At 68.0% G+C, this 13585-nt stretch carries 13 protein-coding genes; 8 read left to right on the plus strand and 5 right to left on the minus strand.

What is annotated here, in order from left to right:
• Positions 1-16: 16 nt before the first annotated feature.
• The gene (locus MLG87_RS03795; protein ID WP_243293876.1) at positions 17-382 is read left to right on the plus strand and encodes a nuclear transport factor 2 family protein; all 366 of its coding nucleotides are present in this window, start codon (positions 17-19) and stop codon (positions 380-382) included.
• Here MLG87_RS03795 and MLG87_RS03800 read toward each other — a convergent pair.
• Positions 339-1292 (minus strand): winged helix-turn-helix domain-containing protein, encoded by a 954-nt coding sequence (locus tag MLG87_RS03800; protein ID WP_243293877.1) that lies wholly within the window; start codon positions 1290-1292, stop codon positions 339-341. The genes MLG87_RS03795 and MLG87_RS03800 overlap by 44 nt on opposite strands.
• Positions 1293-1559: 267 nt before the next feature.
• Here MLG87_RS03800 and MLG87_RS03805 point away from each other — a divergent pair, with 267 nt between their 5' ends.
• Positions 1560-2120 (plus strand): type 1 periplasmic-binding domain-containing protein, encoded by a 561-nt coding sequence (locus MLG87_RS03805; protein ID WP_243293878.1) that lies wholly within the window; start codon positions 1560-1562, stop codon positions 2118-2120.
• A gap of 44 nt (positions 2121-2164) precedes the next feature.
• Here MLG87_RS03805 and MLG87_RS03810 read toward each other — a convergent pair whose 3' ends face one another.
• The 3 genes from MLG87_RS03810 to MLG87_RS03820 all read right to left on the minus strand — a co-directional run bounded on the left by MLG87_RS03810 (position 2165) and on the right by MLG87_RS03820 (position 6493).
• Positions 2165-4717 carry a protein kinase domain-containing protein gene (locus MLG87_RS03810; RefSeq protein ID WP_243293879.1) on the minus strand — a complete coding sequence of 851 codons (2553 nt, stop codon included), beginning with the start codon at positions 4715-4717 and terminating at the stop codon, positions 2165-2167.
• A 109-nt stretch (positions 4718-4826) separates the two neighbouring features.
• Complete coding sequence (locus MLG87_RS03815) at positions 4827-5870, minus strand: NAD(P)-dependent alcohol dehydrogenase (protein ID WP_243293880.1); 1044 nt, start codon at positions 5868-5870, stop codon at positions 4827-4829.
• A 110-nt stretch (positions 5871-5980) separates the two neighbouring features.
• Entirely contained in the window at positions 5981-6493 is a 513-nt protein-coding gene (locus MLG87_RS03820) for a hypothetical protein (protein WP_243293881.1), read from the minus strand.
• A 98-nt stretch (positions 6494-6591) separates the two neighbouring features.
• Between MLG87_RS03820 and MLG87_RS03825 the strand changes: the two genes are divergently transcribed.
• A complete protein-coding gene (locus MLG87_RS03825; protein ID WP_243293882.1) occupies positions 6592-7161 on the plus strand; it encodes a thioredoxin family protein in 570 nt (189 codons plus the stop codon).
• On the opposite strand, the gene MLG87_RS03830 is transcribed toward MLG87_RS03825, so the two are convergent.
• Positions 7158-7940 (minus strand): TrmH family RNA methyltransferase, encoded by a 783-nt coding sequence (locus tag MLG87_RS03830; RefSeq protein WP_243293883.1) that lies wholly within the window; start codon positions 7938-7940, stop codon positions 7158-7160. The two genes, MLG87_RS03825 and MLG87_RS03830, sit on opposite strands and share 4 nt — an antisense overlap.
• A 57-nt stretch (positions 7941-7997) precedes the next feature.
• Between MLG87_RS03830 and MLG87_RS03835 the strand changes: the two genes are divergently transcribed.
• The 5 genes from MLG87_RS03835 to MLG87_RS03855 all read left to right on the plus strand — a co-directional run bounded on the left by MLG87_RS03835 (position 7998) and on the right by MLG87_RS03855 (position 13503).
• Positions 7998-9599 carry an aromatic amino acid hydroxylase gene (locus tag MLG87_RS03835; RefSeq protein ID WP_243293884.1) on the plus strand — a complete coding sequence of 534 codons (1602 nt, stop codon included), beginning with the start codon at positions 7998-8000 and terminating at the stop codon, positions 9597-9599.
• Positions 9596-9841, plus strand: coding sequence for a 4a-hydroxytetrahydrobiopterin dehydratase (locus MLG87_RS03840; protein ID WP_243293885.1), 246 nt, complete (start codon positions 9596-9598; stop codon positions 9839-9841). The genes MLG87_RS03835 and MLG87_RS03840 overlap by 4 nt, the downstream gene beginning before the upstream one ends.
• A 72-nt stretch (positions 9842-9913) precedes the next feature.
• Positions 9914-10576, plus strand: coding sequence for a hypothetical protein (locus tag MLG87_RS03845; RefSeq protein WP_243293886.1), 663 nt, complete (start codon positions 9914-9916; stop codon positions 10574-10576).
• The gene (locus tag MLG87_RS03850) at positions 10569-11729 is read left to right on the plus strand and encodes a cytochrome c biogenesis ResB family protein (protein ID WP_243293887.1); all 1161 of its coding nucleotides are present in this window, start codon (positions 10569-10571) and stop codon (positions 11727-11729) included. The genes MLG87_RS03845 and MLG87_RS03850 overlap by 8 nt, the downstream gene beginning before the upstream one ends.
• Before the next feature lies 1 nt (position 11730).
• Positions 11731-13503 (plus strand): cytochrome c biogenesis protein, encoded by a 1773-nt coding sequence (locus MLG87_RS03855; protein WP_243293888.1) that lies wholly within the window; start codon positions 11731-11733, stop codon positions 13501-13503.
• Positions 13504-13585: the final 82 nt, after the last annotated feature.

The following is a 13585-nucleotide window of genomic DNA, read 5'->3' on the forward strand; positions in this document are numbered from 1 at the left end:
ACGCCCCGGAGTTCCCATGCCACTCACCCCTGGAAGCCTGGTCTCAGCCTGGGTCGAGACCTTCAACCGCGGCGATGCCGAGGCTCTGGCCGCGATGTACCACGAGGACGCGGTGAACCATCAGGTGGCCGAGGCTCCGGTGGCCGGCCGGGAGGCGATCCGGGCCATGTTCGCGCGGGAGTTCGCGGCGGCGGAGATGGTGTGCCTGGTGGAGAACCTCTTCGAGGATGGCGAGTGGGCGATCCTCGAGTGGCGCGATCCCCTGGGCCTGCGCGGCTGCGGCTTCTTCCGCGTGGTGGACGGGAGGATCGCCTTCCAGCGCGGCTACTGGGACAAGCTCAGCTTCCTCCGCCAGCACGGCCTGCCCATCCCGCCAGCCTGAGCCCAGCCGCCACGCCCTCTCCCGTCGCCGGTCCCGCTACCTGCCCCGCCGCCTGTCCTGCCACCTGCTGGGCGATGTAGTCGGCGATGGTCCGGTGGATCCGATGCAATTCCTCCTGTGGAACGGGGAAGGTGCGATCGCCCCGGCTGCGTCCCTGGGCATCCCTCAGGTTCACGTGGATGCGGTAGCCTCCGGCCTCCCGATCCAGGGTCCAGGTGAGGGTCAGTGCGGCCTTTGGCAGAGACCTGTCCGAATCGGGCCTTTCAGCGGACTGGACATCCAGGCTCGGAACGTTCACAAGGTCCTGGGTGACCTGTCGGGACAGGGCGGAGGCGAAGTAGTCCACGGCAGGGTCGCCCGTCAGGTTGGACAGCGGAGTGATGACCAGGGTCACCGCGCGCGCCCTCATGACCCCCCAGAGCATCACGCCGACGCCCATAAGGCCCAGACCGAGGACGGCCCCGAACCACAGGGTCCAGGGGCGCCACGGCCGACGGACTCGAGTGGGGGTGAACGCGTCCATCCCGGAGCTCGAGGGGGGCCTGAAAACCGGCATCGGGAAGGATCCGGAGGGCGGAGGGGACTTGCCCGGGAGGGGGACCACCTTTCCCACGAAGCGGTAGCCCTTGCGGGGGATCGTCTCGATGAAGGCGGGCGCTTCCGCGGAGTCGCCGAGCACCTGGCGGAGGCGCCAAGCGGCCGCATTGAGACCATCCTCGAACCCCACGTGGATGTCCCCGGACCAGACCCGCTTCTGGAGCTCTTCGCGCCCCACGATCTGGCCGGGCCTCTCGAGCAGGCAGAGCAGCAGCTTGAGGGGCTGGTCCTGGATCCGGATGCAATCCTCGCCCTTCCATAATTCGCCAGTGTGAGGGTCCAGCTCGAATCCGCCAAAGGCCAGCCGGGTCATCCGACGCTCCTGGGAGGCGTGGCAAGTATGGGACCGGTCGGCCCCTCATCAACAGCCGATCTCACCCGGATCTAACCGACCCCAATTCCAGAAGAGATCAAGTCTGCCTCGCATTGAACCTGTCGCAACAATTCTTTATTTTAGTGCAATTACATCGTAAGCCATCGGTTATGGCGGGGAGAGGTGGTCTTTCCCAGATTTTCCTTCGCCGCAGCGATGGCTCGGCGCCACCCGGATCGGTCCGGGTTCCATTCATGGAGGTGTTCCATGTTCCGACCCACCACAGTGCTCGCCCTGGCTGCCCTCACTGCCTCACTCGCCGCCGAGGACTTCGGCCCCGTGGTGAAGGCGGCGGGCATCATCTACCAGGGGAAAACCCACTTCGGCGTCGTCTGCGACTATGGCCGCAGCCGGGACCAGCTGGCTGACCTGCAGAGGGCCCTGCCCGAAGGAACCACCCTCACGGTGGTCGACGCGCGGCACCCCATGCAGGTGGGACCCGCCGGATCGACGATCGTCCAGCGTGGCGTCCAGCTGCTGGCACTCCTCCCCAACGATCCCCTGATCCGCGATGGGTCGCCCTGGGCCACGGCGCTGGTGCACCAGGTCAACGGCACCATCCCCGCCTTCGGCACCCACCCAGAGGCCCTGAAGAATGGGTGCGTCATGGCCATGGGCCAGGCCACCAACTGGGAGCTGCTGTTCAATCCCAAGCTGCTGAACCTCGACCTGCAGAAGGGCGTCATCGAGGACATCACGATCACCCCCTGGCAGAACGGCACCAAGGGCGGGCCCGCCACCCTGGACCTGGTGTTCCAGTACCGGTAGACGCCGGTCCCGGCCTTGAAGCGCCCCGCCCCGCGGGGCGCTTCTCATGGCCCCGGCGATGAAGCCATCGCGACGTGACGGTGCAGGTCCTCCAGGGGGCCATACAGGTACTCCGGGAGGTCCCCCCGGATCTGGGCCCGGCCAAGCTGCCTCGCCACCATCGCCGCACCGTTCCGGGAGGCCTGGAGAATCCTCGCGAACCGGGGATCAGAGCGCAGCCGCTGCATCTCCGGGTTGGTCAGGAGCCAATCCAGGCAGGGAGGACTGCCCACCTCCACACTCCGCAGGAGGAGCCGGAGGGCGTCGTCGTTCAGCCCCACCTTGACGAGGTAAGGCGCGTTGAACATCGCTGCGTTCCCGAGGTCGATAGCCCGCTCCTCCGGGCCCAGCCAGTGCGCCAGCAGGCCCTTCGCGAGGGCCCGGGCCTCCGCCTCCTGCCCGCGGTCCGCCGCGCACCAGAACCGGATGGTCGTACTGACCGGCTTGCCGAGACGCGTGACGTGCACCTCCACCTCGTCCAGCCGGCCCAGCCGTGCCAGGGCGTAGGGCCGGACCGTGTGGTTGAGCAGCACGTGCTCCGGTTCCCGGAGGAGGGCCCGATCCGCGATGACCAGGGCCTCCTCGGCCCGCCCCATCCACGCCAGTCCCAGCGCCACGAAGGCGGGTCCCGTGAGATCCATGGGGTCCAGTTCCATGGACCGCCGGCCGCCCGCGATGAAGAGCCCCACCGACCCTGGGCCGGACAAGATGGTGGCCATGGTGATGTGGACCTGGGCCTGGTTCGGGGCCAGGCACACCCCCTTCACCGCGTATTCCACGGCCAGATCCGGATTCCCGCGCCGACCCTGCACCTCCACAGCCCCCAGGAGGCTCCAGGCCAGCCCACAACGGGAATCGATCTCCAGGGCCCGCCGCGCCCACGTGGCCTCGAGTTGCCGCTCGGCTTCGCCCGCTTGGGCCGTGCCCGCTTGGTAGGCGCGCCATCCGTGCAGGCAGGCCAGCTGCACCGCGGCTTCGCTGTTGCGCGGATCCAGGCGGAAGGCCTTCTCGAAGGCGGCCACGGCTTGATCGAAGTCCTGGCGCCGTCCCAGCGTCCGGTACCGGTATTGGAAGTGCCGCCCTTCGCCGAAGGCGAGCTCCCCCTCGGAGCCGGTGGTGGGCCGGGCGATGACCGGGCCGAGCCCTTCCTCCCGGGTCAGGGTCCGGGCCACGGCCTCCGCCGCGTCGCGAACCAGGGTGTTGTAGTCCGCCTGGGTGCCTTCGTACTGATGCCCCCACCGCACTTTCCAGGTCCGTGTATCGACCAGCTGCACGTTTAGGATCAGGTGCCTAGCTTTCTTCGTGATGGTCGTGACCACCAGATGGTCCGCGTGGTAGGCCTCCGTGACCCGGGCCAGGTCCCCCTTCCACTTCTCCATCTGGAAACTGGAGGGCGGCGCCTTCGTGTCCAGACCTTCCACTTTCGAGAGGAGGGTGGACAGGGTATTGGGCACGGCGTCCGTGAGGAAGGCCGACTCCTCGGCGCCGTACACCCGCGCGGGGAGGGCCAGGACGCTGGGCAGGTCCCTCGCCTTGGTCGCCGGCGCAGGTTGATGGCTCCGCAGCCAGGCGTAGATGCCCGCGCCAGCGCCCACGAGGGCCAGGGCCAGCCCGGCACCCAGAAACTGGAGGCCCCGCGCCGGCGACGGATAGCCGGAGCGCCCTAGGATCGGACGCGGTTCCAGATCCGAACGGGCGGCGAAACGCAGGGCCTCCGCCATGGCCCGCGCGGTCTTGAATCGCTCAGCGGGGTCCTTCGCCAGGCAGACCCGCAGAATGCCCCCCAGGGGCGAGGGCAGCCGTTCCTTCGTGCCGGGGAGTTCCGGCCGGTTCATCAGGATCGCCCGCATGGTCTCCCCGGGCGTGCTCCGCCGGAAGGGGTGACCGCCCGTCACCAGCTCCCACAGGATCACTCCCAGGCTGAACAGGTCGCTTGGAGCTCCTAGGGCCCGGCCGCGTACCTGTTCAGGGCTCATGTAGTCGGCGGTTCCCATGACCAGGCCCGCCTCCGTGAGCCTCCCGGCCAGCTGGAGCGTCCCCGGCGTCGGCCGTGGCGTATGCGGGTCGGACTGTTCCTTTCGCAGCTTGGCCAGCCCGAAATCGAGGATCTTCACGTGGCCATCCTGGGTCAGCATCAGGTTCTCGGGCTTGAGATCCCGATGGATGATGCCCTTGGCGTGGGCTGCGGCGAGGCCATCCGCCACCGCCGCCGCAAGTTCCGCCGCCTGGCGCCAGGGCATGGGTCCCGCGGCCATCCGTTTCCGGAGGGTCTCGCCCTCCACCAGCTCCATCACGAGGTAGGGGAGCCCGCGGTGCTCACCAGCGTCGAAGACCTGCACGACGTTTGGATGCGACAAGGCGGCCATCGCCCGCGTCTCCTGCTGGAACCGCCGCAGTCCGGCCGGATCCGAAGCGAAGGATTCGGCCAGGACCTTGATTGCCACCTCGCGACCCAGCTTCGTGTCCCGGGCCCGGAAGACTTCTCCCATGCCGCCGGCGCCGAGGGTACCCACGATCTCGTAGGCACCGAGAGGCGAGCCGGGGGCAAGGGACGGCATGGAACCTCCGCCTGCTGGAGGAGAAGGGGAGCCTGGGAAGGTTACCTCTTCATGGCCAAGCTGCCAACCGCTTTTTTCCTTGTTCCACGCCGTGTTTACGCAGATTCAATCACAATGTCTTCATGTCCAACACGAAGCGGTAGCGCACGTCGTTCTTCAGCATCCGTTCGTAGGCCTCGTTCACCTTCTGGACGGGGATGAGCTCGATCTCGGAGACGATGCCGTGCTCCGCGCAGAAGTCGAGCATCTCCTGGGTCTCCTGGATGCCACCGATGAGCGAACCCGTGAGGATCTTCCTGCCGCCAATGAGGGCGTGGGCTGCCACGGGCGTGGGTTCCGGGGGTACGCCCAACAGCACCATGGCGCCCTCGACCCGGAGCAGGCCCAGGTACTTGTTGTAGTCGTGGGGGGCGGAGATGGTGTCGATGATGAGGTCGAACTGGCCCGCCAGCCGCTTGAAGGTGGCGTCGTCCGAGGTGAGGCCGAAGTGGTGCGCGCCGAGCTTGCGGGCGTCGGCCTCCTTCGACTTCGACGTGCTGAGCATGGTGACCTCGGCGCCCATGGCGGCGGCGATCTTCACGGCCATGTGGCCCAGCCCGCCCAGGCCCACCACGCCCACCTTGTCGCCCTTCTTGGTGTTCCAGTGGCGAAGGGGCGAGTAGGTTGTGATGCCGGCGCAGAGCAGCGGCGCCGTGGCGGCCAGGTCCAGCTTGGGCGAGACCTTCAGCGTGAAGGCTTCGTCCACCACGATGCTGGACGAGTAGCCGCCGTAGGTGGGCGTCACGCGGTCCATCTCGGTGCTGTTGTAGCTCCAGGCCACGCCCTTCTCGCAGAACTGCTCGAGCTTCCGCTGGCAGCTGGGGCAAGTGCGGCAGCTATCCACCATGCAGCCCACGCCCGCCAGGTCGCCGACCTTGAAGGCCTTCACATGGGCGCCCACGGCCGTGATCTTCCCGACGATCTCATGTCCGGGGACCATCGGGTACTTGGACCCGCCCCATTCGTCGCGCACCTGGTGCAGGTCGGAGTGGCAGATGCCGCAATAGGCGATCTCGATCTGGACATCGTGCGGCCCTACGGCCCGGCGCTCGATCTGGAAGGGCGCGAGGGCAGACGTGACAGAGGCAGCGGCGTAGGCTTTGGCGGTGGCCATGAGAACTCCTGAAAAGACCGGACCTCCACTCTAGACCACGGAGCCTCGAGGTGAAGAAGGCACTTCACGGTGCGTGGCCTCCGGACCATGAGGTCCGCGATGCCCAGCGACTAGAGCGGATGGAGCAGCATCAGGAACCAGCCGACGGCCATCAGCAGGGGTGTCCGCGGGTTGGGGCGGCCTTCCGCCGTGATGTCGACTTCAGCCCGGGTCCGCCGGGGCCAGGGCTCACCGGGCGGTGAGGGCTCCAACCGGAGTGTGAGCACCACGCGACCGTCCTTGTCCCGGAACGACCAGCCTCCGTCGTGGTGGGCCCGCCGCCACTGGAAAGTCTCGCCGTCGCAGAACCGGAGCAGTCCCCGCCCCAGGAAGCCCGGATGGAAGATGGCCAGATCCTGATCGGTCCCGGCCTCCCGGATGTGGACGAGCGTGGCCAGGATGCCCGTCTGCTTGAAGGTCCAATGCCCCTCCGCCGTCTCCACGGTGGCGAAGGTCCGGCAGAGCGGCTCCAGAGACAGGCGCGCCAGCACCTCGTCGCCGGCATGGAGCTCGTACTTCGGCACCCTCACCATGGGATCCATCCATTCGAGGGGTGGCTTGGTGGCATTCCACATGGCTCTCATGGCGCCCCCTTTCCCGCGGGCTGCGATCCGCGCCACTCCCAAGGTACGTCAGGTCACGGGCTCGGGCATGGCAGCATCAGAGGTTCGCTGGAGGTTTCATGCCCCGTCCCGCCATCCTGCCGACCGTGGACTGGCAGGCGGTTTTCGATTCCGGCCTTACCTACGCCGAGTGGCTGGCCGCAGCGGAATCCCCCGAGCAGCGAACCAAGATCGAGACCCAGCATCGTGCCCTGGCCCTGGACCCACCGACGGTGGGCGTCCTGGCCGCCCTGCCCCGACCTGTGCATGTGATAGCCATCGCCGAGGACTGGTGCGGCGACGTGGTGCGCCACGCGCCCGTGCTCCAGCGCCTGGCCGAGGCAGGTCCGAAGCTGGAGGTCCGCTACATCAGCCGAATGCAGCACCCGGACGTGTTCGCCCGCTTCCTCACCAACGGGGGCGAGGCCATCCCCAAGTTCATCTTCCTCAGCGACCGCTTTGTGGAGTGCGGGAACTGGGGCCCCATGCCCGAGCGATGCAAAGAACTCATCGCCCGGGGCAAGGCCTGCGGCGACGTGGCCGCCGCGCGGAAGAAGGTGTCGGTCCTCTACGAGCAGGACACCGCCTGCCATGAGGTCGTGGCTGAGCTGATGCGTCTGGTGGACATCGCCAGCAGCCGCGAGCCCTAGCTTCCCCCCACCATCCGGAACATGAGGATGGCTCCGGCTGCGGCCACGTTGAGGCTGTCCATGCCCGAGGCCATGGGGATGGCCACGGCGCGGTCGCAGCGGGCCAACTGGTCCGCATCCAGGCCCGTGTCCTCCGGCCCCATCACCAGGGCGCAACGCCTGGTGGGCTGCCAGCGACGGGCGTCTTCCGCCACAGGCGTGAGCGCTGCCGCCACGACCTCCGAGCCCGCTTCCGCAAGCCTCCAATCCGACAGGAGGCTCCAGGGATTCTCCACCCGCCAGACGGGGATGCGCCAGACAGCGCCCATGGAGACCCGCACCGTGCGGCGGCTCCAGAGGCCCGGCCCCGGCCCCGCCAGCACGCCGTCCAGTCCCAGGGCGGCCGCGCTGCGCAGCAGCAGGCCCAGGTTCTCGCCGTCGTAGAGCCTCGGGAGCACCAGCAGGCGCCGGGCTGAGAGCAGCGTCGAGACAGGTGGAGGCGGCGGCATCTTCGCCAGGGCCATGAGGCCGCGATGGAAGGAGAAGCCCGCCAGTTCCGACAGGGCTTCCGGCTCGGCCACCAGCAGCTCCGTCCCCTCCGGGAGCAGGACCCGTGCGGCCTCGGCGGCGGTGGTGGTCGCCGCCACGGACACGACCTGCAGGCGCCCCGCCCGGCCCGCCGACAGCAGATCCTCCACGAGGATCCGGCCCTCCGCGATGAAGCAGGGACCATGCACCGGGTGCTCCCGGGTTCCGGCAAAGCGCAGATCGCGGTAGGGGTCCCAGGGATCGAAGGCCATGGCCCCAGGGTACCCCTGGACCGGGACGGGCCATTGAATTCGGATTAGAATTCAATGATGGCCCCCACTTCCACGTCTCCCAGCCCCACCCAGCGCGCCATCGACCGGCTCCCAGCCCACCTGCGGCGCTACGTGGCGGCCCAGGACTATGACGCCTACACCCCGCGGGACCACGCGGTCTGGCGGCACATCCTGCACCGGCTGGCGGACCGCCTGAAGGACACGGCTCACGCCAGCTACCTTTCGGGCCTTGCGGCCACGGGCATCGGCCTGGAGCGCATCCCCAGCCTGGACGAGATGAACCTCAAGCTCGAGGGCCTGGGCTGGTCCGCCGTGGGCGTGCGGGGCTTCATCCCCCCGGCTGTGTTCACGGAGCTGCAGTCCTTGGGCGTCCTGGCCATCGCCGCGGACATCCGCAGCCACGAGCACATCGAATACACCCCGGCCCCGGACATCGTCCACGAGAGCGCCGGCCACGCGCCCATCCTGGCGGACCGGCGCTACGCGGACTACCTCAAGCGCTGCGGCGAGGCGGGCTTCCGGGCCATCGCCTCCGTGGAGGACCAGGCCGTCTACGAGGCCATCCGCAACCTCAGCGTGGTGAAGGAGGACCCCGAGGCCACGGAGGCCGAGGTCCATCTGGCCGAGGAGCGCCTGCGGGCCGCCACCGCCAGCCGCCGCTACGTGAGCGAGAGCACCAAGGCCAGCCGCCTCTACTGGTGGACCGCCGAGTACGGCCTGGTGGGCGACCTGGCGGATCCCAAGCTCTATGGTGCCGGCCTCCTCAGCAGCCTGGGCGAGGCCGCCCACTGCCTCACCTCCGCGGTGGCCAAGGTGCCCCTCAGCCTCGCCTGCGCGGACACCGAATACGACATCACCCGCATGCAGCCCCAGCTCTTCGTGGCCCGGGACTTCGACCACCTCTTCGAGGTGCTGGAGGCCTTCGAGGCCACCCTCGGCTGGCGACGCGGCGGCGACCACGGCCTGGAGGAGGCCCTCCGGGCTCGCACGGTGAACCACTTGGGCCTGGAAGGCGGCCTGGAGCTTACGGGCAAGGTGGTGGCCCGCATCCCCGCCCGCGCCGAGCTGGCCCCGGGCCTGTCCACGGCCCTGGCGCGGGTGGAGGGTCCCGTGATGATCTCCCGGAAGGGCACGGCCGAGGGTTCGCCCTGGCCCGGTACCGCCCTGGTGGCCTTCGGGCGCGGAGCCCTGCCCCCCCGCGGCCCCTTCAGCCTGGACCTGCCCTCGGGACTCTTCCTCACGGGCTTCCGGGTGGGCGAGCACGAGGTCATCAACCTGCGGGGCCACCAGGACGGCCGCCCCCTGGACCTGCCCAGCTGGGCCCTGCTCTTCCTCAGTTCCAGCCTGCCCTCCGTGGCGGGCGGCCCGGCGGACCCGAGCGCCTGGGACCGCTGGTACGGCGCCCAGGGGACCTTCGCGGAAGGCGAAGCCGAAGCCCAGGCCCGGACCCGCAAGGCGTCCTCTCTTTCCCCTGACCTGGCCGACCTCTACCAGGAAGCCCGGGCTCTGCGAGAGGCCGGAGATGGCGGACGACTCAGGGCCTTGCTGGACCGGGCTCGGGCCTATCCGGAGGAATGGTTGCTGCAGGCGGAATTGACGGAGCTGGAGGCCACCTTGGCCCAGGAGGCGCGGTCATGAGTTGGATCGAACAGGACGGATGCCTGGTACGGGAGTTCCGGACCCCGGATTTCATGACCGCTTTCCGGATTGTGACCAGCGTCGTGGAACCTGCCGAGGCAATGAATCATCACCCAGATATCCTCTTTGGTTGGGGCCGTGTGCAAATCACCCTGACCACCCACGACGCAGGAGGCATCACGGAAAAGGACCACCAATTGGCCCGACTCATCGACGAAGCCGTCCTGCGGCTCGACCTGTAAGCCCGCCCCCATCCTTGCCTGTCTTCACACTGGAAGGTCCGGTATTCTGAAATGTCCCAGAGGAACCCTTTGTTGAAAACATTGACGCCTCCCCACCGACCCACGTCCTTCATCTCGAAGGCTTCACTGCTGGCCGGCGCCGGGCTCCTGACCCTGGCCGCCCTCGGGTGCAACCGGGACCAGGTGAATCACTACCGAGTGCCCAAGGAGTCTGCCGCCGCGCGGCTGGACGGCACGGGCCAGGAAGCCCCCTCCGGACCACCCATGGGAATGCCGCCCGCTGATGGGGGAATGCCCGCGCCTCCGAGGCCTTCGGGCCAGGGTTCCCTCAAGTGGTCCCTGCCCCAGGGCTGGAGCGAAGTTCCCGGCGAGGGAATGCGCTTCGCCACCTTCAAGTCACCGGTGGCGGGCAAGAACGAAGCCACGGTGGTGGTGCTGCCCGGGGCTGCCGGTGGCGAGCTGGCCAACGTGAACCGCTGGCGCGGGCAGATCGGGCTGGGCCCCATCGACGAGGCGGCCCTGGCTGCCGCGCGGAAGGTGGTGAAGACCAAGGCCGGCGCGCTCAACGTCTACGACTTCACCAGCGAAGGCCAGACCAAGAGCCGCATGGTGGCCGGCCTGATCTCCACCCCCGACGGCAACACCTGGTTCCTGAAGCTGACGGGGGACGCCGGCCCCGTGGCCAAGGCCAAGCCTGATTTCATGCGCATCCTGGAGAGCCTCCGCCTTGATTAAGACACTCGCCTCCCGCATCTGGAAGTTCTTCAAGTCCTTCCAACTCACCATCGTCCTGCTCGCCTGCCTGATGGCGCTCGTGGTGCTCTGCACCCTGGCTCAGGTGGAGATGGGCACCCAGGGTGCCGTGAACGCCTACATGCGCAGCTTCTTCGTGAAGCGGCAGGTCAGCTTCCTCCCCTTCCCCCTGCCCGTGTTCCCGGGAGGCGGGCTTGTGGGCCTCCTCCTCACCCTCAACCTCATCGCCAAGACGCTCGACATCCAGCGCAGCTGGACCAAGGCCGGCATGTGGCTGGTCCACGCGGGCCTGGTGATTCTGTTCGCCGGCGAGTTCGTGGCCGGCATGATGCAGGTGGACACCAACATGTCCATCGAGGTGGGCCAGACCGTCAACTACGTCCAGAGCTACAAGAACATGGAGCTGGCCGTCATCGACATCACCGACCCCACCTGGGACGAGGTCTACTCGGTGCCCGACACCCTGCTGGCCAAGGGCGGGTCCATCGCCATCCCCGATACGCCCCTCACCCTCAACGTGAAGCGCTACTACCCCAATTCGGAGCTGTCCAACCTGCCTCCGGGCGCGCCGCCATCCCTGGCGACCGCAGGCATCGGCCCCGGCATCTCCGTCGTGGAGCGCCCCACGGTCACCAACGACAACGAGCTGAACACGGGGTCCGTGTTCGTGGAGCCCGTGGCCGGTGGCCGCAGCTACGGCGTCTGGCTGGCTTCCATGGCGCTCGGAGCGCCCCAGTCCTTCACCCACGAAGGGCACACCTACCTCCTCACCATGCGCCTCCGCCGCCAGTATCTGCCCTATGCCTTCACGCTGAAGCAGTTCCGGCACGACGTCTACCCCGGCACCGACATCCCCAAGAACTTCTCGAGCCTGGTCCAGGTGGTGAACCCCTCCCAGAAGGAATCCCGCGAGGTGCTCATCTACATGAACCAGCCGCTGCGGTACGAGGGCAAGACCTTCTACCAGGCGAGCTTTGGCAAGAACGACACCCTGTCCGTCCTTTCCGTGGTCGAAAATCCCGGCTGGCTTCTCCCCTATGTGTCCTGCGTGCTGGTCTCCCTGGGCCTGCTCGTGCACTTCGCCATCGTCCTGCGGCGCTCCCTGAAGCGGCGCCAGGACAAAAAGGAGGGCTGACATGACCTTCGTGCAGAAATACCTCTCCTGGGCCGCCGGGGCCCTCGCCCTCCTGATCGCCCTGGCCTTCGCCCTCCCCGGCGGGAAGGTGCGCGGCTTCGACGTCGCCGGCTTCGGCAACATCCCCATCCTCGAAGGCGGGCGCGTCAAGCCGCTGGATTCCGTGGCCCGCAACTCCCTGCTGGTCATCCACAGCCGCCAGGGCTTCCGCTATGAGGGCCGCACGATCGGACCCGACGAGTGGATCCTGGACGTGCTGTTCCGCCCCCAGGTGGCGGACCAGCAGCCCATCTTCGTCATCGATGATCCCGACGTCATCGGCCTCATCGGCGCGAAGCAGACGAAGAACCGGAACTACTTCAGCTTCGTCGACCTGTCCTCCCATCTGGAGGAGATCCAGAAGCAGGCCCAGACGGCGCAGCCCATCGCACCCCAGAAGCGGACTCGCTTCCAGAGCGCCATCGTCAACCTGTTCGATCGCGTCTATCTCTACTACAAGCTGCGGAACACCCTCCAGCTGGCCGGCTCGCCCGGTCTCGGCTGGGAGCTCCAGTCCATCAGCGATGCCGAGGCTTCCGCCCGCCACCAGGACCTGATGCAGCTGTCCCAGTTCCGCATCCTGCCGCCCCTCCCCGGCGGCAGCCCCGATGCCTGGAAGAACGTGGGCGAGGGCCTCCGCGCCATGGCCGCCGGCCAGGGCGCCCATCCGGCCCTGGTCCCCCTCGCGCGGCTCAACGCCGCCTACGTCGCCAACGACCCGGCCAGCTTCAACCAGGCCCTGACCGACCTGAACGGGGTGGTCTCCACCCTCAAGCCCGGGGCCCTCAGCCACGCGAGCAACGAGATCGTCTTCAACCGGGCCCAGCCCTTCTTCGTGGGCCTGTCGATCTACTTCGTGGCGTTCATCGTCCTGTGCATCTCCTGGATCTGGAAGCCGGAGCTGCTGCGTCCCACCGCCTACTCGCTGCTCTTCGCGGGCGCCATCGTCCACACCCTGGGCCTGGCGGCGCGCATCATCCTCCAGGGCCGCCCGCCGGTGACGAACCTCTACTCCTCGGCCATCTTTGTGGGCTGGGGCGCCGTGATCCTGGGCCTCATCGTGGAGCGGATGTACCGCAAGGGCTTCGGCACCGCCGTGGCCGCCGTGGCCGGATTCGCCTCCCTGATCGTCGCCCAGAACCTGGGCACCGAGGGCGACACCATGGAGATGATGCGGGCCGTGCTGGACTCCAACTTCTGGCTGGCCACCCACGTGGTGACCATCACCATCGGCTACTCCGGCACGTTCCTGGCCGGCGCCATCGCCATCGCCTACGCCATCCGGAAGCACATCGTCAGCAAGGTGGACGTGGAGACGGACAAGGCGCTGGTGGACATGGCCTACGGCATCATCTGCTTCGCGCTCTTCTTCAGCTTCGTGGGCACCGTGCTGGGCGGCATCTGGGCCGACCAGTCCTGGGGCCGCTTCTGGGGCTGGGACCCCAAGGAGAACGGCGCCCTGCTGATCGTGCTGTGGAACGCCATCATCCTCCACGCCCGCTGGGCCGGCTATGTCCGCGAACGCGGCACCATGGTGATGGCCATCTTCGGCAATGTCATCACCGCCTGCTCCTGGTTCGGCGTGAACATGCTGGGCGTCGGCCTGCACTCCTACGGCTTCATGGACCAGGCCTTCTACGCCCTCATGGGCTTCGGCCTGAGCCAGCTGATCTTCATGGCCATCTGCTACGCGCCGCCGCGATTCTGGGAGCAGAAGCCCCACCACAAGGCTTGATATCCTCCGGGGGTTCCGCGCTGCGCGCACACCCCCGGATCCCCGCGAAGAAGCCCGGCAAAGCCGGGCTTCTTCTTGCTAT

This window comes from Geothrix mesophila, assembly GCF_022808835.1.
Taxonomy (GTDB): Bacteria; Acidobacteriota; Holophagae; order Holophagales; family Holophagaceae; genus Geothrix; species Geothrix paludis.